At 74.7% G+C, this 19,902-nt stretch carries 14 protein-coding genes, 3 tRNA genes and 1 pseudogene; 10 read left to right on the top strand and 8 right to left on the bottom strand.

Features of this window, described 5'->3' with window-relative positions:
• The first annotated feature begins 58 nt into the window (after positions 1-58).
• The 4 genes from purD (at position 59) to L6E17_RS16935 (ending at position 6,969) form a co-directional block, all read left to right on the top strand.
• A complete protein-coding gene (gene purD / locus L6E17_RS16950; protein ID WP_236241588.1) occupies positions 59-1,309 on the top strand; it encodes a phosphoribosylamine--glycine ligase in 1,251 nt (416 codons plus the stop codon).
• 876 nt (positions 1,310-2,185) lie between these two features.
• A complete protein-coding gene (locus L6E17_RS16945) occupies positions 2,186-3,880 on the top strand; it encodes a hypothetical protein (protein WP_236241587.1) in 1,695 nt (564 codons plus the stop codon).
• A 621-nt stretch (positions 3,881-4,501) separates the two neighbouring features.
• Positions 4,502-5,980: a N,N-dimethylformamidase beta subunit family domain-containing protein gene (locus L6E17_RS16940; protein WP_236241586.1), complete on the top strand. Its 1,479-nt coding sequence runs from the start codon at positions 4,502-4,504 to the stop codon at positions 5,978-5,980.
• Between the two features lie 83 nt (positions 5,981-6,063).
• Entirely contained in the window at positions 6,064-6,969 is a 906-nt protein-coding gene (locus L6E17_RS16935) for a phosphoribosylaminoimidazolesuccinocarboxamide synthase (protein ID WP_236241585.1), read from the top strand.
• A 122-nt stretch (positions 6,970-7,091) separates the two neighbouring features.
• Here L6E17_RS16935 and L6E17_RS16930 read toward each other — a convergent pair.
• From L6E17_RS16930 to L6E17_RS16895, 8 genes are all read right to left on the bottom strand, one after another.
• Positions 7,092-7,164: transfer RNA gene (locus L6E17_RS16930), tRNA-Gly, on the bottom strand.
• Between the two features lie 22 nt (positions 7,165-7,186).
• Positions 7,187-7,789: a response regulator gene (locus L6E17_RS16925; protein ID WP_374109076.1), complete on the bottom strand. Its 603-nt coding sequence runs from the start codon at positions 7,787-7,789 to the stop codon at positions 7,187-7,189.
• A 523-nt stretch (positions 7,790-8,312) separates the two neighbouring features.
• Complete coding sequence (locus tag L6E17_RS30580; RefSeq protein ID WP_268985261.1) at positions 8,313-9,872, bottom strand: sensor histidine kinase; 1,560 nt, start codon at positions 9,870-9,872, stop codon at positions 8,313-8,315.
• Positions 9,873-10,012: 140 nt separating this feature from the next.
• Positions 10,013-10,834, bottom strand: a complete 822-nt coding sequence (locus L6E17_RS16915; protein ID WP_236241583.1) for an ABC transporter permease — start codon at positions 10,832-10,834, stop codon at positions 10,013-10,015.
• A gap of 4 nt (positions 10,835-10,838) precedes the next feature.
• A complete protein-coding gene (locus tag L6E17_RS16910) occupies positions 10,839-11,813 on the bottom strand; it encodes an ABC transporter ATP-binding protein (RefSeq protein WP_236241582.1) in 975 nt (324 codons plus the stop codon).
• A 144-nt stretch (positions 11,814-11,957) separates the two neighbouring features.
• Positions 11,958-12,030: transfer RNA gene (locus tag L6E17_RS16905), tRNA-Gly, on the bottom strand.
• Between the two features lie 78 nt (positions 12,031-12,108).
• Positions 12,109-12,180: transfer RNA gene (locus tag L6E17_RS16900), tRNA-Gly, on the bottom strand.
• Positions 12,181-12,764: 584 nt separating this feature from the next.
• Complete coding sequence (locus L6E17_RS16895; protein ID WP_236241581.1) at positions 12,765-13,097, bottom strand: Lsr2 family protein; 333 nt, start codon at positions 13,095-13,097, stop codon at positions 12,765-12,767.
• A 441-nt stretch (positions 13,098-13,538) separates the two neighbouring features.
• Here L6E17_RS16895 and purS point away from each other — a divergent pair, with 441 nt between their 5' ends.
• From purS to L6E17_RS16860, 6 genes and pseudogenes are all read left to right on the top strand, one after another.
• On the top strand, positions 13,539-13,787 hold the full coding sequence (gene purS / locus L6E17_RS16890) for a phosphoribosylformylglycinamidine synthase subunit PurS (protein ID WP_236241580.1): 249 nt from the start codon (positions 13,539-13,541) through the stop codon (positions 13,785-13,787).
• Positions 13,784-14,464 (top strand): phosphoribosylformylglycinamidine synthase subunit PurQ, encoded by a 681-nt coding sequence (purQ, locus tag L6E17_RS16885; RefSeq protein ID WP_236241579.1) that lies wholly within the window; start codon positions 13,784-13,786, stop codon positions 14,462-14,464. Before purS ends, purQ begins: the two co-directional genes overlap by 4 nt.
• Positions 14,461-16,734 (top strand): phosphoribosylformylglycinamidine synthase subunit PurL, encoded by a 2,274-nt coding sequence (purL, locus tag L6E17_RS16880; RefSeq protein ID WP_236241578.1) that lies wholly within the window; start codon positions 14,461-14,463, stop codon positions 16,732-16,734. The genes purQ and purL overlap by 4 nt, the downstream gene beginning before the upstream one ends.
• A 109-nt stretch (positions 16,735-16,843) precedes the next feature.
• Positions 16,844-17,653: pseudogene (locus L6E17_RS16875) on the top strand (serine/threonine-protein kinase); the annotation flags it as partial.
• Positions 17,654-17,991: 338 nt separating this feature from the next.
• Positions 17,992-18,828: a peptidoglycan-binding protein gene (locus L6E17_RS30575; protein WP_268985260.1), complete on the top strand. Its 837-nt coding sequence runs from the start codon at positions 17,992-17,994 to the stop codon at positions 18,826-18,828.
• A gap of 71 nt (positions 18,829-18,899) precedes the next feature.
• Positions 18,900-19,712 carry a maleylpyruvate isomerase family mycothiol-dependent enzyme gene (locus tag L6E17_RS16860; RefSeq protein WP_236241577.1) on the top strand — a complete coding sequence of 271 codons (813 nt, stop codon included), beginning with the start codon at positions 18,900-18,902 and terminating at the stop codon, positions 19,710-19,712.
• Positions 19,713-19,902: the final 190 nt, after the last annotated feature.

Below are 19,902 nucleotides of genomic sequence, written 5' to 3'. Positions count from 1 at the left end.
CGTCCCGGTCGGCGGCCCGCACAAAGGGCGGGGCGGGCTCCGGGCTACCCTGGCTGGCGTGAAGGTCCTCGTCATCGGCGGCGGCGCCCGCGAACACGCCCTGTGCCGCTCCCTCTCCCTCGATCCCGACGTCACCGCTCTGCACTGCGCGCCCGGCAACGCCGGAATCGCGGACGTCGCCGAGCTCCACCAGGTGGACGCCCTCGACGGCGCAGCCGTGGCCGGCCTGGCCCGCGACCTGGGCGCCGACCTCGTCGTCGTCGGCCCGGAGGCCCCGCTCGTCGCGGGCGTCGCCGACGCCGTGCGCGCCACCGGCATCCCCTGCTTCGGCCCGTCGCGGGAGGCCGCCCGGCTGGAGGGCTCCAAGGCGTTCGCGAAGGACGTCATGGCCGCCGCCGGGGTGCCCACCGCCCGCAGCTACGTCTGCACGACGCCCGAGGAGATCGACGAGGCGCTCGACGCCTTCGGCGCCCCGTACGTCGTCAAGGACGACGGCCTCGCGGCCGGCAAGGGCGTCGTCGTCACCGGCGACGTCGAGCAGGCCCGCGCGCACGCGCTCTCCTGCGAGCGGGTGGTGATCGAGGAGTACCTCGACGGGCCCGAGGTCTCCCTCTTCGCGATCACCGACGGCACGACCGTGCTGCCGCTGACCCCCGCCCAGGACTTCAAGCGGGCCCACGACGGCGACGAGGGCCCGAACACCGGCGGCATGGGTGCCTACTCGCCCCTGCCGTGGGCCGAGCCGAAGCTGGTCGACGAGGTCATGGACACCGTCCTCCAGCCGACCGTCGACGAACTGCGCCGCCGCGGCACGCCGTTCTCCGGCCTGCTGTACGCGGGTCTCGCCCTGACCGGCCGCGGCGTCCGCGTGATCGAGTTCAACGCGCGCTTCGGCGACCCGGAGACCCAGGTCGTGCTGGCCCGGCTGCGCACCCCGCTCGCCCGCGTCCTGCTGAACGCCGCGAACGGCACGCTCGACGCGGAGCCGCCGCTGACCTGGCGCGACGAGGCCGCCGTGACGGTGGTCGTCGCCGCGGAGCACTACCCGGCGGCGCCGCGCACCGGCGACCCCGTCACCGGTCTGGACGAGGTCGCGGAGCTCGACGCCCCGCACACGTACGTCCTGCACGCCGGGACCAAGCGGGACGGCGACCACGTGGTCAGCGCCGGCGGCCGCGTCCTGTCGGTCACCGCGACGGGCAAGGACCTCGCGGAGGCCAGGCAGCGCGCGTACACGGCGGTCGGCCGCATCCGCCTGGAGGGTTCGCACCACCGCACGGACATCGCCCGCGAGGCCGCGGGCGAGTAGGCGGCAGACCCGGGCGGGCGGGCCCCTGCCGGTGCTCCCGGCGGGGCGGGCCCCTGCCGGTGCTCCCCGCTGCGAGGGCCATGGCCGTGGCCGGCCCTCCCGTCGGGGACCGGCCAGACGGGTCCTCCTCCTGTGGGCCGGATGCGGCGGGCCCCCGTCTTGGGGGGCCCGCCGCCGGTCTTTCGCCTGGGCGAGTCAGGCCTTCAGGCGATGCCATGGCCAATCCTCACGGTCAGTGGTTCCCGCCGCCGGACAGGCGGGCCTGCCCGGTGCCGCCGGGCCCGCCGGAGCCGCCGAACCCGCCAGGAACGCCGGAGACGCCGGAGCCGCAGAAGCCTCCCCGACCGCGGGAGCCGCCGGAGCCGCCGGGGCAGCCGCACGGCCCCTACCGTTCCGGCACAGGGGGGCCGGAACGAGCCGCTGACGGATCCGCCGCGTGCGGGCTGCCGCAGTCGCTGAACCCCAGCTCATGCCGCGCTGCCGGGACGTCCGGAGCCGCGCGGGCCGACCGCCGGTCGGCGGGCCGCCGGTCGGCGGGCCGCCGCAAGTGAACCGCGGGCCTCGCACAGCCGTCGCACCTCTCGCCAAAGCCATTCCATCGAGTGACGACTCACCCATCCGGATGACGCCCGCCGATGCCCCAACTAGGGTGCCGCGCAGGCGTTCCGGCACTTGGCCCACCGGCATTGCGATGTCAGTGGCGGGTGTCACAGTGGGGGAGTGAGCAAATCCGCCGCAGGCAGCGGGCCCGCGCAGGGCCGTCTGCCACAGGGCTGGAGGGGGTGACGTACGGCTGTGTTCGGTTCCGGCTTCCGCAAGGACAGGGGCGCCGCGGGGACCTCGGGTTCGCGGGCGTTCCCGGGTTCTCCGAACGCCATGGGTGAGGAACGGGGTGCCCGCGCGGCACGCGCCCGGGCTCTCGCCGTGCTCCGGGTGCGCGGCAGGGCGTGGGCCGTGGCCCTCCTGCCCGCCGCGGTGGCGGTCGTCCTGCTCTCCGGCGGGGTGAGCGGCCACCTGACCGGTCCCGGCTGGGACGTCGCCCGCCGCGTCATGGTGGTCGTCGCCGTGGCGGTGCTGGCGGTGGCCGCGGGTGCCGCGGCCGTGATCGCCCAGGCCCGCCCCGCGCAGACCCCCACGGTGGAGATCGCCGAGGCGTCGGCGCCCGACCTGTACCGGATGGTGCGGGACCTCGCCACCAGGCTTTCGGTGCCCGCGCCCTCGGCGATAGCGCTGACCCCGGACTGCGACAGCTGGCTGGAGGACCGCGCGGGCCCCTCCGTGCACGGCGGCGGGTCCCGTGCGGACGGCGACGGCCCCTCCGGGCCGGCGGCGGCGCCGGTGCTCGTCATAGGTTCGCCGTTCCTGTGGTGGATGCGCGTGGGAGAGCTGCGGGCCGTGCTTGCGCCCGTCGTGGCCGGTACGGGCGCGTCCGTGCAGCCGGACATAGCCGCGGCCCGCCGCTTCGTGCGCGGCCTGGACGCCGCGGTCGCGCTTGCGGCCAGGCCCGGTCTCGGCGCCGTACGGCGGCTGGGGGCGCGGGCCGCCGGAGCGGTCGCCCGGCCGATGCTGTCGGCGGTGCGCGGGCACGCGGCCGAGATGGAGCGGGGCGTCGCGGCGGCCGCATCGGAGCGGGCCCAGGCCGTCGACTACGGCCTCCGGATCGTCGCGCAGGAGCAGGTCGGCCTCGCCTACGCGGGCTGGGACCGCCTGCTGACCCGCGTGGCGCTGCCCGCCTGGCGCATGGGCCGCTGGCCGTCCCGGCTGGACGCCGGGGTGGTGGCGGCGCTCACCGAACTGTCCCGGCGCGACCGGCTCGCCGAGGGGTACACGTCCCGGCTCGGCGAGCGGCCGGCCTGCGACCTGCTGGAGGAACCGGGGCTCGTCGACGAGGCGGCCTCCCTGCTGGCGGCCCGGCTCTTCCACGGCGGGCCCGCGCAGACGGGGCCTGACTGGGCACCGGTTGACTGGCAGGAGTACCCGCGGGAGGTCGTCGACCGGAAGTGGCGGACCGAGGCCGCGCGCCTGCACCGCGCGCTGGACCGGCTGGGGGCGCCCGAGGCGCCGACGCTGGAGCGGGTCTTCGCCCATCTGGCCGCCGCGCCGGACGGTGACCTGCTGGCTGCGGCGCTCACCGCGGAGGTCGCGCGGGAGGACGCCGCCCGGGAGGACGCCGCGCGCGAGGCAGCACGGGCCGGCGCGGCCGGTGCGGCGGACGCCCGGCACGCCGACCGCGACGCGCATCCCGGGTCGCCGGGCCCCGAGGCGCTGCTCCTCCCGGACGGGGGCGACCTGCCACTCGTGCCGCTTCAGCCGCCGCGTACCGGGCGGGACCTGCTGGCCGACCACGTGACGGCCACGGTGTGCTGCGCGGCGGTGGACACGGCCGGCGCGGCGCCGGGCCTGGACTGGCTGGACGGGCCGACACTGCTGGTCGACGGAGCCGGCGCGGCCGCCCGTGCCGAGGTGTCGTCCGGTGTGCTGGCGCTCGTCGAGGACGCCGACCCGAAGCCCCTGCGCACCTGGCTCACCACCTTGGGCATCCGCCCCGAGGCCCCTCTGCGCCTCACCTGAAGGGGCCCGCCGGAGCCCCCCCGAGACGACGGCCGCAGTGGACCCACTGCCCGTTGCGGCTCCCTGCGGTGCGGTGCAGTGCAATGCAGTGCGGGACCCGTCGCAGGTGTGGGCCGTGCTGTCGGACCCGCCGTGCGCCCGGGCGGTACAGCAACCGAGCCCGCCGGGCCTTCCGGCGGTGCGGCCCCGGCGCCCGCAGCGGCCGCGTAAGCACCGGCCCCGGCCGCCGTGGCCGCGTAAGCCCACCGGCCCGGCGGTAGCGGCCGCGTAAGCCCCCCGGTCCCCGCCGCCGCGGCCGCGTAAGCCCCCGGTCCCCGCCGCCGCGGCCGCGTAAGCCCACCGGCTCCCGCCGCCGCGGCTGCGGAGGCGCACCGGCCCCGGCCGCCGCGCGGAGGGCCACAGGCCCCGGCCGCCCCCGGCTCCGGCCGGCCGCGGGGCATCCCCCTTGCGGGTGACACCGGCGCACCCGCATCGGAATGCCTCGCTCCGTTCACGTCAATTCGCGACGACCGGTGACGGAGTGCGTGCGTAATGTGATGTGCTGGGGACCGGCGCTGAACGCGCCGCGACAGCCGAGCGTCGAGCCGGGCGGAGCGGGGGAGTCGAGGGAGGGGCAGCACCATGGGGGCGGAGCAGGTACGGCGGTGGGAGTCCGGTGCGCTGGCCCACGCCGCCGACGATCCTTTCGGCCAGGGCCCGCTGCCCTGGCTGCGCGGCACCGAGCAGTACGTGGACGAGCACGGGCGGCTCACACCCTGGTACGCGGTGCCGCCCGCCGTCCCGGGCCGTGACGCGTCGGCCGGTTCGGGCGGCGCGCCCCGCCCGGCGGACGACGTGCACCTCCAGATCAAGGGCTTCGCCTCCACCGGCGCCGTGGCTCCCGGCGAGGCGATCGACTTCCACGTCACGGTGAACCCGCCGCAGCAGTTCTCGGTCGACGTCTACCGCATCGGCCACTACGGCGGCGACGGCGCCGCCAAGATCACCACGAGCCCGCGGCTGTCCGGCATCGTGCAGCCGCCCCCGCTCACGGCGGGCCGCACGGTGTCCTGCCACCACTGGTGGCTGTCCTGGCGGCTGCCCATCCCGTCGTACTGGACGATCGGCGCGTACGTCGCCGTGCTGACCACCGCGGACGGCCACCGCTCGCACATCCCGTTCACCGTCCGCGACGGCCACCCCGCCGACCTGCTCCTGGTCCTGCCGGACCTGACCTGGCAGGCGTACAACCTCTACCCGGAGGACGGCCGCACCGGCGCGAGCCTCTACCACGCCTGGGACGCGGACGGGCACCTCCTCGGGGAGGGGGACGCCGCCGCGACGCTCTCCTTCGACCGGCCCTACGCCGGCCAGGGCCTGCCCCTCCACATCGGGCACGCCTACGACGTGATCCGCTGGGCCGAGCGGTACGGCTACGACCTCGCCTACGCCGACGCCAGCGACCTGCACGCGGGCCGCGTCGACCCCACCCGCTACCGGGGCCTGGTCTTCCCCGGCCACGACGAGTACTGGTCGGTCCCGATGCGCCGGGCCGTCGAGCAGGCCAGGGACTGCGGCACGTCCCTGGTGTTCCTGTCCGCCAACACCATGTACTGGCAGGTGGACCTCGCCCCGTCGCCCTCCGGCGTCCCCGACCGGCTGCTCACCTGCCGAAAACGCCAGGGCCCCGGGAAGGCCGCACTGTGGCGGGAGGTCGACCGGCCGGAGCAGACGCTGCTCGGCATCCAGTACGCCGGCCGCGTCCGGGACCCGCAGCCCCTCGTCGTACGGAACGCGGAGCACTGGCTGTGGGAGGCCACCGGCGCGGGTGAGGGCGACGCGCTGCCCGGCCTCGTCGCGGGCGAGGCCGACCGCTACTTCCCCCGCACCCCGCTCCCCGACCACCAGTGCCGCATCCTGCTGGCCCACTCGCCCTACCGGGACGCCGACGGGGCCGTACGCCACCAGGAGACGTCGCTGTACCGCGCGCCGTCCGGCGCCCTCGTCTTCGCCTCCGGCACCTTCGCCTGGGCCCCGGCCCTGGACCGCCCGGGTCATGTCGACGCCCGCGTCCAGCGCGCCACGGCCAATCTCCTGGACCGCATCTGCAAACGGGACTAGAACCGCTCCGTGCCCCCGGACACGGCCGCTGTCCCGCCGTACGGGAGAATTGCCGCGTTGGGACAGACCCACGGGGAGGAACCGTGTCCGGATTCGTAGAAAAGCCCGAACCGCTTCAGGTGCCGGGCCTGGTACATCTCCACACCGGCAAGGTGCGCGAGCTGTACCGGAACAGCGAGACGGGCGACCTCGTGATGGTCGCCAGCGATCGCGTGTCGGCGTACGACTGGGTGCTGCCCACCGAGATCCCGGACAAGGGCCGGGTCCTCACCCGGCTCTCCCTCTGGTGGTTCGACCGGCTCGCCGACCTGATCCCGAACCACGTCGTCTCCACGGAGCTGCCCGCCGGCGCGCCCGCCGACTGGGAGGGCCGCACCCTCGTCTGCAGGTCCCTGCAGATGCTCCCCGTCGAGTGCGTGGCGCGCGGCTACCTCACCGGGTCCGGCCTGGTCGAGTACGACGCGTCCCGCACGGTGTGCGGGCTCGCGCTGCCCGAGGGCCTCGTGGACGGCTCCGAGCTGCCCGCCCCGATCTTCACGCCCGCGACGAAGGCCGCGGTCGGCGACCACGACGAGAACGTCTCGTACGAGGAGGTGGCCCGCCAGGTCGGTGCGGAGACCGCCGCCCAGCTCCGCCAGACCACCCTCGCCGTCTACAGCCGGGCCCGCGACATCGCCCGGGACCGGGGGATCATCCTGGCGGACACCAAGTTCGAGTTCGGGCGCGACGAGGACGGCGGCCTGGTACTGGCCGACGAGGTGCTGACGCCGGACTCCTCGCGGTTCTGGCCCGCCGCCGAGTGGCAGCCGGGCCGCGCCCAGCCCTCGTACGACAAGCAGTTCGTGCGGGACTGGCTGACCTCCCCGGCCTCCGGGTGGGACCGCAGGAGCGAGCAGCCGCCGCCCCCGCTTCCGCAGGAGATCGTGGAGGCGACCCGCGCCAAGTACGTCGAGGCGTACGAGCTGCTGACGGGCTCCACCTGGCAGTGACCGGCCGACCGGCGCGCCCCGCTGCCCCCGGAGGCGGCGGGGCGCCGCCGGCGCATGCGGCGCGCCACCTGCCTCCTGAACGCCGAAGGCCCCGGTCGTGATGACCGGGGCCTTCGATCCCGAGCGGACGACGAGGCTCGAACTCGCGACCTCAACCTTGGCAAGGTTGCGCTCTACCAACTGAGCTACGTCCGCATGCGCTGTCGCGCGGCACCTACTATACCCAACCCCGGTCGCGTGCGAGACGCACTGCCGCATGACGGTTCTCGGCACCGAGCTTCGAGACGGCGGAGGACAGGTAGTTCCGGACGGTCCCGGGGGAGAGGGAAGCGCGCTGGGCGATCTCCGCGATGGGCGCCCCGTCCGCCGCCAGCTCCAGCAGCTCCGCCTCCCGCGCGGTCAGCGGCGAGTCCCCGGACGCGATGGCGTCGGCCGCCAACTCCGGGTCGACGTAGCGGTTTCCGGCGTGCACGGTACGGATGATCTCGGCGAGCTGCTGCGCGCTGACCGTCTTCGGCACGAAGCCCCTGGCGCCCGCCGCCAGGGCCCGCTTGAGGTGGCCCGGGCGGCCGTGCCCGGTCACGATCATGGTGCGGCAGCCGGGCAGTTCCGCCCGCAGGGATGTGGCGACCCTCACGCCGTCGGCGCCGGGCATCTGGAGGTCCAGCACCGCGACATCGGGCCGGTGCGTCCGCGCCATGGCGATCGCCTCGGGCCCGGACGCCGCTTCGGCGACGACCTCGATGTCGTCCTCCAGCCCCAGCAGCGCCGCCAGCGCCCCCCGGATCAGGTGCTCGTCATCCGCCAGCAGCACGCGGATGCGCACGGGGTACGCGGTCACCGGCGGTCCTCCTCGGCGACGGGCCTGCCCACCCGGGCGCCGGGCCCGTCCGCGCGGCAGCCGGCCGCGGCCTCCGCACGCCGCGCCCCGGCGGGAGCGGGGAGGGGCCGGGCGGGCGCTTCGGTCCCGGTGCGCCCGAGGGCGGCTGTCTCCGGGGTGGCGCCGCTCCTCCCGGGAGGGCCGCGTCCCGCGCTGCCGGGCCCCCGGTCGCCGCCGGTGCGGGGGCTGCGGCGGCTCGGGTCGCGGGAGGGGCGGGCGCCAACGGCACCCTGGCGGTGACGCGGAACCGGCCGCCGGGCAGGGCAAGCGCCTCCAGCGTCCCGTCGAGCGCCGTGAGCCGCTCGCGGAGCCCGGCGAGCCCGGAGCCCCCGCGACGGCCCTACCGGCGGCCCCGGGCGAGGCGGGGACTCCCCGGCGGCCCGCTGCGAGGCAGCGGGGCCGGGGCCGCCGGCACGGAGGCCGGCGGCAGCGGCAGCGGCACCAAGAGCAGCGGGAGCCCCCTTCACTGCGGTCCCGGCACCGGTGTCATCAGTCCCCGTCTCGGCTGCGGCGCCCTCCACACCGGCCCGGACGCCGGCTCCGCAGCCGACGTCGATGCCGGCTCCGGTCCCCGCGGGAAGGCCGGCCTCCGTACCTGTACGACCTGGACGACGGCCGTCGCACGCTCCCGCAGCAGGGGCGGGCCCAGCCTCCGCGCGGGCCCTGCGAGAGCTGCCGCCACCGGCGCCGAGAGCGGCACCGCCTTCATGAGCGCCACCGGCGCCGAAGCCCCGACGGCCGCCTCCCGCCCGCCCCCCATACCCGACAGGGTGCCCGTGCCGTCTGCCGAGTTGGCCACCGCCGTGCCCGCGTCCTCGCCGCCCGCCGGGTTGGCCACCGCCGTGCCCGCGTCCCCGTCGCCCGCCGGGTTGGCCGCCGCGGCGTATGCGCCCGCGCCGATGCCGGTGTCCGCGCCGGCCCCCGCCATGCCCGCGCCGTCGTTCTCGATCACCAGTGTCACGTGTCCGTCTCCCCCCGTCGGCGCCGTCACCGTCAGGGTGCAGGTGCGTGCGTCCCCGTGCCGCGGGACGTTCGTCGTGGCCTCCCGTACCACCCATCCGAGGGCGGAGCGGGCCTGTGCCGGCAGCTCGGCGGGGACGCCGTCGGACGTGATCCGGCACGTGACGCCCGCGGCGGCCAGTACGCCCCGGGCGCCTTCCAGTTCCGTGTGCAGGTCGGCTTCGCGGTAGCCGCGGACGACCTCCCGTACCTCCCGCTGCGACTCCTGGGCGATCCGCTGGACCTCGGCCATCTGCTCCACCGCCTGCTCGGCCGCACCGCGCCGGGACAGCTGCACGGCCAGCTCGCTCTTCAGGGCGATCACCGACAGGTTCCGGCCCATGACGTCGTGCAGGTCGCGGGCGAACCGCAGCCGTTCCTCCGCGACGGCCAGCCGTGCCTGGAGCCGGTGCGCCGCGTCGAGCTCCCACACGGTCCGCAGCAGCCACCCGGAGAAACCGCTGGTGGTCGCGAAGACGACGGACCCGAACGCCGTCGCCAGGACCAGCGCCACCACCGCGCCAGCGGTCAGCCCGAGCGCCGCGCAGGCCAGTCCCACGCCCAGCGGGGCGGCCAGGGTCAGCACCAGCAGGTGGCGCACCTTCAGCAGGCACAGGGCGAGTCCGCCGACGCCCCAGCTGGCGATGGCGCCCAGCAGGTAGGCCGTCAGTTCCGGGTCCTGCACGCTGCCGAACCGGAAGAGGGCCAGCACCGCGACGCAGCCCGCCGCCGTCACCGCGGCGAGGGCCGCGATCAGCCGCCGCGGGCGGGGCCGGCGCCCCAACTGCCAGCTGAGGGCGTACGAGCAGAGGGCGGCCACGAGCACGGTGTGCGTCAGGAGGAGCAGCAGGAGCCAGCCCCCTGCCGGGCCGGCGCCCTCCGCCGAGCCGACCGCGACGGCCGCCGCCGGCGGGCCGCCCAGCAGCAACTCGACAGCAGCCAGCCCGTGGTAGGTCCAGCGGGTGTACAGCTCCACCTTCTCCGGGTGGCTCCTGCGGCTCCACCAACCGGTCAACTCGGCCATGCCCCCGTGCTCCTCCCCCTCGGTCCCTGCCCGTGGCGCCCCGCCGGGCCACCCGCCGACGGCGGCCGGCCCGCCCCGCCCCCGCGCGGTTCGGCCCGGCTCCGCGGTCCCCGGCCGGCGTGACGCCCGCCCTTCGCGGTTCAGCGGCGCGGCTCCCAGCGGAACCACCGCTGGACAGCAAACACCGAGACCGCCGTCCAGACCAGCGCCGCGACCCCGGCCCGCAGCAGTTCCCCGCCGTCGCCGATGCCGAGCCACCCGGCCCGTATCACCGTCATCACGCCGGTGAACGGCAGCAGTTCGCACACCGCAGCGATCCGCTCGGGGAACACCTCCAGCGGGAGGAAGAGCCCCGACCCGAACGCCGACACGAGGAACAGCGGCATCGTCGTGATCTGCGCGCTCTCCACGGTCCGGGTCACTCCGGCGGTGACGGCGGCCAGCGCGGTGAGCAGCACGAGGCCGACCGCGGCGCCGCCGACCAGCAGTTCGGGCCGCTGCGGTGCCCGTACGTCCAGGAACGCCACCGCCGCCGCCACCAGGATCGCGCACTGCACCACCGCGAGGGTGACCGGGGGCAGGGCCGTGCCGGCCAGGATCTCCCGGTCGGACACCTCACCGGTCCGCAGCCGCTTCAGCACCAGTTCCTCGCGCCGCGACACGTACGCCGCGACGAGGTTGAAGTACACGACGATGATCAGGGTCATGCCCAGCCCGCCGGTCATGGCCGCCTCGGCGATGCTCAGGCCGGCCTTGTCCAGGCTGATCCGGTCCAGCGTCCCCCGGATCGAGCCGATCATGAGCAGCGGCATGACCACCGTCACGAACAGCGCGGTCCGGTTCCGCACGAGCAGGGTCAGCTCGGCGCGTCCGAGGGCGGCCAGCCGCCCGGCCGCCGTGGTTGTGGGCCCCACTTCCGTGTCCCTCTCCGTCTGCGCCGCGTCCGTCGTCGTCGCCGTCATGCCGTCACACCCCCGCCGTTTCCGCAGCCGGTCCCGCAGCCTGCCCCGGGGGCGTGGTGCCCGTGGGGGTCTGCGACTGGGCTATCTCCAGGAACGCTTCCTCCAGCGACGCCGAGCGGGCGTCCAGGCCCTCCAGCCGCACGTCCTCGTCCTGCGCCCACCGCAGGAGCCGGGTCAGCGCCTCCTGGAGGTCGTGCGCACGGATCTCGACACGCCTGTCGCCGTCGGAGCCCGCCGCCCGCAGCGCCAGGGGCAGCCGCGCGACGGGCACGCCCGGCGGCAGCCGGAAGCGGATGCGGGACGGGCGTGACGCGGTCACCTCGGCGGGTGTGCCGGATGTCACGATGCGCCCCGCGTGCATGATCGCCAGCCGGTCGGCGAGGCTCTCGGCCTCCTCCAGGTAGTGCGTGGTCAGCAGGACCGTCGTCCCGCAGTCGCGCAGACTCCGCACCAGCTCCCAGGTGTCCCGGCGGCCCTCGGCGTCCAGGCCGGTCGACGGCTCGTCGAGGAACAGCACGTCGGGGCGCCCCAGCAGCGCCAGGGCGAGGTCGAGTCGTCGCCGTTCACCTCCGGACAGCTGCTTCACGCGCACCCGGGCGCGGCCCGCAAGGCCGACCATCCCCAGCGCCTCGCCGACGGGTCGGGCGCCGCTGGTGCAGCCGCCCCACATGCGCAGCGTCTCGGTGACGGTGAGGTCGGAGGGGAAGCCGCCTTCCTGGAGCATCACGCCGGTACGGGGCCGTACGAGCGCCCGTTCGGTGTACGGGTCGCGGCCGAGGACCCGTACGCGGCCGCCGGTGGGGCGGGCCAGCCCCTCCAGGAGTTCGACGGTGGAGGTCTTGCCGGCTCCGTTCGTGCCGAGCAGCGCGAAGATCTCGCCGTACGGCACGGAGAAGGTGATTCCGGATACGGCCTCGAAGCCCCCGCGGTAACTGCGCCGCAGGTCCTCCGCCCATATCGCGTGGTCGTCGCTGGTCATGCTTCCAGCGTTCCCGAGGAAGAGGGGCCTCGGCAGAGAGAACTGTCAGCAGTCCCCGCTGACAAATGTCATGCGGGGAGGGGCGGACGGGAAACGGGAATACGACGAAGGCCCCGGTCTTTCGACCAGGACCTTCGTTCTCTGAGCGGACGACGAGATTCGAACTCGCGACCCTCACCTTGGCAAGGTGATGCTCTACCAACTGAGCCACGTCCGCAGTGCGACCACTCGGCTTTCACCGGCGGTGCGGACACCACTCTACCTGATCCACCGGAGTGGTCGGTACGTGATGCAGAGCGGGTGACAGGAATCGCACACTGCGCCTTCCCCCTGGAAGGGGGATGTTCTACTACTGAACTACACCCGCACGCTCCGTGAGGTGGGGCCTTTTCGGCCTCGCCCCTCGGCGTGCTCCAGACTCTAGCCGATCAAGGGGGGTGCTCTGCAACTCCGCTCCGGCAGCCCCGAGGCCGAGACCCGCCGAGGCCGCGGAACCCCCTCAGGCCGCGAACCCATTGAGGGCGCATGGTGGTCCGCCTCCGCACGCCGGACGACCGCCCCGACACCTCCGTGCCCGCCGAACATCCGTGCCCGCCGAGTTGGGGACCCGGGGGCCGGGGGAGCGCCCGGTGCGGTACGCCCTCTGGCCGACGCGCGGTGCACGTGGGCCTCGTCAGGGGCTGGGCCTCGTAAGGAGGGTGCCGCCGTGCGCGGCGGCGACGGGCGGGGTGGGGAGGGTCAGGGAGGCCTGGGCGGTGCGGCGCTGCTGCTCCCGTGTCCGGCCCGCTCCCGGTCCGGCCCTGCGCGCGGCCCGGTGGGCGCCGGCACCTGCGTACTCCGGCACTCCGGTGCTCCGGCACCTACGCGCCCCCACGCGCCACGCGCCCCCCGCGCCCCACGCCCGCCACGCGCCACGTGCTCCACGCGCCCCCCGCCCCCGGCGGGAGCGGGTCAGTGCGCCTCGTGGAAGGCGTCGTAGATCCGCTTCGGGATGCGGCCACGGGCCGGTACGTCGAGCTTGTTGGACTGCGCCCAGGCCCGTACGGCCGCCGGGTCCGGTGCCACGGACGTGTGCCGGAACGGCTGCTTCCGGCCGGTGGAGGAGGAGGTGGACTTCTTTCGGCCCACCGCCATGTAGGGCGCGAGCAGCTCCCGCAGTTTCTTTGCGTTCGCCTCATTGAGGTCGATCTCGTACGCCTTACCGTCGAGCCCGAACCTGACCGTTTCCGCCGCTTCTCCGCCGTCGATGTCGTCGGAGAGCGTGACTACTACGCGCTGCGCCACGGATATCGGTCCTTTCCTGCGGCACGCCGCGCGGGGTCGTGTGTGCTCCGTCACGTCTCTCACGTCCGTGACGTCCTTGACGTGCGGCGATACCGGATTTACGGGTATGGAGAGGAAATCTCTCGCTTCTCTGGATTCCTTTGTACAGCGCGTGGCACCGCATTGGGAAGCCCTGGCAAATGCCTGCGCGTGTCCGTGCGCAATGGAAGGGCATTCATTTCCGTGATTTCCCGGGGGTCGGCGGGGTTCCCGCCGGGCTTCCGGGAGGGTTCCGGCGCGGTCGCGCGCGGGGCGTCCGCGTTCCCGCCCGGCGCCTTCCGCGGGCCGTACTCGCAGTGATCATCCTGGCGTTTGTGGGATCCTCTGGAAATCTACTCGCGTAGAATTTGTAGGCAGGTACGCTGAGGGAACCGCCCACGCAACACACCACCGGGAGTGCCAGTGGCACGCGTCGTAGTCGACGTCATGCTCAAGCCGGAGATCCTCGACCCGCAGGGGCAGGCGGTGCAGCGCACACTGCCTCGCCTGGGCTTCGACGGGATCGCCGACGTCCGCCAGGGGAAGCGCTTCGAGCTCGATGTGGAGGGCCCGGTCGACGAGGCCGCCCTCGCCCGCATCCACGAGATGGCCGAAACGTTCCTTGCCAACACCGTCATCGAGGACTTCGTCGTCAAGGTGGAGGAGGCGTGACTTCTCGTATCGGAGTCGTCACCTTCCCCGGGACGCTCGACGACCAGGACGCGCTGCGCGCGGTCCGGCTCGCGGGCGCCGAGCCGGTCTCGCTCTGGCACCGCGACAAGGACCTCAAGCAGGTCGACGCGGTCGTCCTCGCGGGCGGCTTCTCCTACGGCGACTACCTGCGCGCCGGAGCCATCTCCCGGTTCTCCCCGGTGATGGGGACGATCATCGACCAGGCCAAGGCCGGCATGCCGGTCCTCGGCATCTGCAACGGCTTCCAGATCCTCACGGAAGCCCACCTGCTCCCCGGCGCCATGCTGCGGAACAACCACCTGCACTTCATCTGCCGCGACCAGAAGCTGCGGGTGGAGAACGCGGACACCGCCTGGACCGCCGACTACGAGCAGGGCCAGGAGATCTCCGTACCGCTGAAGAACATGGACGGCCGGTACGTCGCCGACGAGCGCACGCTCGACGAGCTGGAGGCGGAGGGCCGGGTCGCGTTCCGCTACCTGGACGTCAACCCCAACGGCTCGCTGCGCGACATCGCGGGCATCACCAACGCCGCCGGGAACGTCGTCGGCCTGATGCCGCACCCGGAGCACGCCGTCGAGCCGCTCGTCGGCACGGGCCGCACCGACGGCCTCGGGTTCTTCACCTCGATCCTCAAGAAGCTGGTCAACGCATGACTCTCGACACCGTCAAGCACGCGGCCGAGACGCCCGACGTCGAGCAGCCGTGGGCCGAACTCGGCCTGAAGAAGGACGAGTACGAGCGCATCCGCGAGATCCTCGGCCGCCGCCCGACCGGCGCCGAGCTCGCCATGTACTCCGTCATGTGGTCCGAGCACTGCTCCTACAAGAGCAGCAAGGTCCACCTGAAGCAGTTCGGCGAGAAGGCCCCCGAGAACGACGCCATGCTCGTCGGCATCGGGGAGAACGCCGGCGTCGTCGACGTCGGCCAGGGCTACGCGGTCACCTTCAAGGTCGAGTCGCACAACCACCCGAGCTACATCGAGCCCTACCAGGGCGCCGCCACCGGCGTCGGCGGCATCGTCCGCGACATCCTCGCCATGGGCGCCCGCCCCGTCGCCGTCGTCGACCCGCTGCGGTTCGGCGCCGCCGACCACCCCGACACCAAGCGCGTCCTGCCGGGCGTCGTCGCCGGCATCGGCGGCTACGGCAACTGCCTGGGCCTGCCCAACATCGGCGGAGAGGTCGTCTTCGACTCCTGCTACCAGGGCAACCCGCTGGTCAACGCCGGCTGCATCGGCGTGATGAAGCACGAGGACATCCACCTCGCCAAGGCGTCCGGCCCCGGCAACAAGGTCATCCTGTACGGCGCCCGCACCGGCGGCGACGGCATCGGCGGCGTGTCCGTACTGGCCTCCGAGACCTTCGACGCTGCCGGCAACAGCGCCTCCGGCGCGGGCAAGCCGACGAAGCGCCCGGCGGTCCAGGTCGGCGACCCCTTCCAGGAGAAGCTGCTCATCGAGTGCACCCTGGAGGTCTTCGCCGAGAAGCTGGTCGCCGGCATCCAGGACCTCGGCGGCGCCGGGCTGTCCTGCGCCACCTCCGAGCTGGCCTCCGCCGGCACCGGCGGCATGCGCGTCGAGCTGGACTCCGTCCCGCTGCGCGACGCGACGCTCTCGCCCGAGGAGATCCTCATGAGCGAGTCGCAGGAGCGCATGTGCGCGATCGTCGAGCCGCAGCACGTCGACCGGTTCCTGGAGATCTGCGAGAAGTGGGACGTCATCGCCACCGTCATCGGTGAGGTGACCGACGGCGACCGTCTGGAGATCTTCTGGCACGGCGAGCAGATCGTGGACGTGCCGCCGGGCACCGTAGCCCACGAGGGCCCCACCTACCACCGGCCGTACGCGCGGCCCGAGTGGCAGGACGCCCTCCAGGCCGACGACGCCGGCAAGCTGCCCCGGCCGGGCTCCGCGGACGAGCTGCGCGCGCAGGTCCTCCGGGTCGTCGCGTCCCCGAACCAGGCCTCGAAGGCGTGGATCACCGACCAGTACGACCGGTTCGTGCAGGGCAACACCGTGCTCGCCCAGCCCGAGGACTCCGGCATGGTCCGCATCGACGAGGAGACCAACCTCGGCGTGGCCATCGCCACCGACGGCAACGGCCGCTACGCCAAGCTCGACCCGTACGCGGGCGCGCAGCTCGCGCTGGCCGAGGCGTACCGCAACGTCGCCGCCACCGGTGCGAAGCCGCTGGCCGTCTCCGACTGCCTGAACTTCGGCTCGCCGGAGGACCCGGGCGTCATGTGGCAGTTCGCCGAGGCCACGCGCGGCCTCGCCGACGCCTGCCAGCAGCTGGGCACGCCGGTCACCGGCGGCAACGTGTCGCTGTACAACCAGACCGGTGACACCGCCATCCACCCGACGCCCGTCGTCGCCGTGCTCGGCGTGATCGACGACGTCACCCGCCGCACGCCGATGGCGTTCGCGGAGGAGGGCCAGCTGCTCTACCTGCTCGGCGACACCCGCGAGGAGTTCGGCGGCTCGGCCTGGTCGCAGGTCGTCCACGACCACCTCGGCGGTCTGCCGCCCAAGGTCGACCTCGACCGGGAGAGGCTGCTCGGCGAGATCCTGATCTCCGCCTCGCGCGACGGCATGGTGGACGCCGCGCACGACCTGTCCGACGGCGGCCTGATCCAGGCGGTCGCGGAGTCGTGCCTGCGCGGCGGGAAGGGCGCCCGGCTGATCGTCCCGGACGGGCTCGACGCCTTCACGTTCCTCTTCAGCGAGTCGGCCGGCCGCGCGGTCGTCGCCGTCCCGCGCAGCGAGGAGCTCCGCTTCACCGACATGTGCGGCGCGCGGGGCCTGCCCGCGACCCGCATCGGTGTCGTGGACGGCGACACGATCGACGTCCAGGGCGAGTTCAGCATCGCCCTGGAGGAGCTGCGCACGGCGTACGAGGCGACGATTCCGGCGCTGCTCGCCTGAGCCGCACGCCCCAGGGGCCGGTCCGCCCCCGCGCGGACCGGCCCTTGTGTGCGTGGTGCGGCAGGCCCTGCGATAGCCTCAACGACCCGGCTCACCCGGGTGAGTTGGCATGACTGACATATACGGACGCTATTTCGGGGGCTCTGTGTCAGACACTGTACTGCGGCATGCCGGGGCGTCGCCGCTCAAGCCGGGCGATCCCCGGCGAATCGGGCCGTACGTGCCCATAGGGGAACTCGGCAGCGGGGGTATGGGCCAGGTCTTCCTGGCCCGCCCGGCCGACGGGCGGGCGGACCTCGCGGCCGTCAAGGTCATCCGGCCGGAGTACGCAGGCGACGCCGAGTTCCGGCGGCGCTTCGCACGCGAGGCGGCCGTACAGGCCCGTGTGCACACCCCGCACGCCCCGCGGCTGCAGGGCAGCGGCTTCGACGACGACCTCCTGTGGATGGCCGCCGACTACCTCCCGGGCGTCAACCTCGCGGAGGCCCTGGCCGACCACGGCGCACTGGGCCGGGAGGCGGCCTGGCGGCTGCTCGCCGACCTGGCGCGCGCCCTGCGTGACCTGGCCGCGTCCGGCATCGTGCACCGCGACCTGAAGCCGTCGAACGTGATCCTGTCCGTGCAGGGTGCCCACGTCATCGACTTCGGCATCTCCAAGGCCGGCGACGCCAGCATGCTGACCGCCGTCGGCCAGCGGGTCGGCACGCCCGCCTTCATGGCCCCGGAGTACCTGAGGACGGGCCGCACCGACGGCGCCTCCGACGTGTTCTCCCTGGGCAGCACGCTCGTGTACGCGGTCACCCGGCAGGGCCCGTTCGGCCTCGGCACCGGCATGGACGTCCTGCACCGCGTGGCGTACGAGGAGCCCGACCCCGCCGCTCTGGGCGCGGTCCACGCGGTCGACCCGGTCCTCGGCGCCCTGCTGGCGGAGTGCCTGTCCAAGGACCCGGCGCTGCGGCCCGGCCCCGACCGGCTGCTGGCGGCGGCGGCCGGCCAACCGGCAGCGGACCCGTGGCCGGAGCCGCTGGGATCGCAGGTGGCCGCGCGCCGCAGGGCGTACGACGAACTCCAAGTACACCCTGAACACCACGCACACCCTGAGCATCAGGCACACCAGGTCCATCCTGAGCATCAGGCGCACCGAATACATCCCGAACAGCAGGCGCACCAGTCGCACCAGTCGCACCCGGGACACGCCGTACACCAGGGCCACTTCGAGCAGCCCGCGCCTCCCCCTGCTCCCACGCCCCCGGGCCTTTGGGCGCGCAGCACGGCACGCATCCCGGCACGGGCCCCGCGGCGCCGCCGTCCGGCGCGTACGCCGCTGCGCCCTTCCCCGGTCCGCCGCAGGCTCACGGCGGGGGCGGAGGGTTCGGGCCCGCCACGCCGCCCGCGTACCCGGGCACCACCGCGCCTGGCCCGCGGCGCCGCGGCAGGAAGCCGTACTACATCGCGGCGGCCGCCGTCGCCGTGTGCGCGGTGGTGGTGGGTGCCGTGCTGCTCACCCGGCCGGGCCCGCCCGCCGGGCCCGCCGACGCCCTGCCGGTCGCCGACTCCTCGCCCGCGCCCGCCCGGCCGTCCGGCGGGGGCGACACCCGGGACGGCGAGGTGGCCGCACTGCCGGAGGGCGGGGACGCCTCCGCGGACCCCGCACCGTCCCCGGCCGCCTCCTCCGCCGGCCCCGACGCCCAGGAGCCCGCCCCCAGCGCCTCGCGGGACGCCGCCGCCCCGGCCGCGCCGGCCGCCCCCGACCCGGCCCCGGCGGTCACGGTCACCGCCACGCGGACCGCCACCGCCCGGACCTCCGGCGGCGCCACCTCCGCACCGCCGGCCTCCCCGACGCCCGCCTGGATCACCGACTGCACCTTCTACTCCGGGACCGGGGAGACGAAGTACGGGGACAAGGGGGCGCGCGTGACCCAGGTGCAGTGCATGCTCAGCAAGCGCGGCTACAGCGTGGGCTCGGCAGGCGTGGACGGCGACTTCGGCGCCGGCACCAGGAACGCGGTCCTCGCCTTCCAGCGCGCCGCCCGCCTGAGCGTCGACGGCATTGTCGGCCCCCAGACCTGGGCGGCCCTCCGCAGCACCTCCTGACGCGGCGGCTGCGGGTGCGCGCTTCGGCGGGACGCTGCCGCGGGGCCGCCGCGCACGAGTAGCCTCGGAGCATGCCTCCGGCCAAGAAGACCGCCCGCAGCACCCGCAGTTACGACCCCGCCAGGACCCGCGCCGCCGTGCTGGCCCAGTTCGGGAACGTCCGCGACGCCGTCCTGACGCTCGGTCCGGACGAACTGGCGCTGCCCACCCGGCTCGGCGAGTGGACCGTGCGGGAACTCGCCGCGCACGTCGCCATGGTGCTGCGCTCCGTCGTCCGGGGCGTGACCGGGCCGGAGCCGGCGTCCCGGGACTTCGGCCTCATGGACTGGCCGGCCGCCACACGGGGGTACGCATCGGCGGTCGACGAGGACACCCGGGAGCTGGCCGGGGCGGCGGAGGGCCCGCGCGGCCTCGCCGAGCTGTACGGGCAGACGGAGAAGGACTTCGCCGCGGCGCTCGCGTCCGGCCGGGACGAGCAGCTCATCACCACCCGCTTCGGCGGGATGCGCCTCGGGGACTTCCTCGTGACCCGCACCGTCGAGCTCTGCGTCCACACCGACGACCTGAACGCGGCCACCGGGCTCGGCATCCCGTACGACCGCCAGGCGCTCGCCACCTGCACGCGCCTGCTCGCGGACGCGCTCGCCGTGCAGGCGCCGGGCGGTTCGGTGGAGCTGCGCGTCCCGCCGTACGCGGTCGTCCAGTGCGTCGAGGGGCCCCGGCACACCCGGGGGACCCCGCCGAACGTCGTCGAGACCGACCCGCTGACCTGGCTGCGGCTCGCCACGGGCCGGACGGCCTGGGCCGAGGCGGTGGAGCAGGCACAGCTCACGGCCGGCGGCGAACGCGCCGACCTGTCGTCGCACCTGCCCGTCCTCGGCTGAGCCGCGCGGGGGCGGCCCGGGGCGGTCGACTCCGCGGGCCGGGCCCGGGCACCGGCCGGTGCCCGAAGCCCCACCCGCCGCGGACCCCCCGCCTCCGCCCCCGCGCCCGGACCCCGGCGGCCGGACCCCGGCGGCCGGACCCCGGCGCCCGGATCTCGCCGGCCGTCCCCGGCCCGTTCCGTCGGCCGCC

It is taken from the genome of Streptomyces sp. CC228A, from assembly GCF_021390935.1.
Lineage (GTDB): Bacteria > Actinomycetota > Actinomycetes > Streptomycetales > Streptomycetaceae > Streptomyces.
This window is presented reverse-complemented; position numbering and strand designations above follow the sequence as displayed.

Bases quoted from the DNA above. Each gene is read 5' to 3' on its own strand.
- L6E17_RS16945 (WP_236241587.1), top strand. From the start codon at position 2,186: ATGGGTGAGGAACGGGGTGCCCGCGCGGCACGCGCCCGGGCTCTCGCC.
- L6E17_RS16940 (WP_236241586.1), top strand. From the start codon at position 4,502: ATGGGGGCGGAGCAGGTACGGCGGTGGGAGTCCGGTGCGCTGGCCCAC.
- L6E17_RS30580 (WP_268985261.1), bottom strand. From the start codon at position 9,872: ATGGCCGAGTTGACCGGTTGGTGGAGCCGCAGGAGCCACCCGGAGAAG.
- L6E17_RS16915 (WP_236241583.1), bottom strand. From the start codon at position 10,834: ATGACGGCGACGACGACGGACGCGGCGCAGACGGAGAGGGACACGGAA.
- L6E17_RS16910 (WP_236241582.1), bottom strand. From the start codon at position 11,813: ATGACCAGCGACGACCACGCGATATGGGCGGAGGACCTGCGGCGCAGT.
- purL (WP_236241578.1), top strand. From the start codon at position 14,461: ATGACTCTCGACACCGTCAAGCACGCGGCCGAGACGCCCGACGTCGAG.
- L6E17_RS16860 (WP_236241577.1), top strand. From the start codon at position 18,900: ATGCCTCCGGCCAAGAAGACCGCCCGCAGCACCCGCAGTTACGACCCC.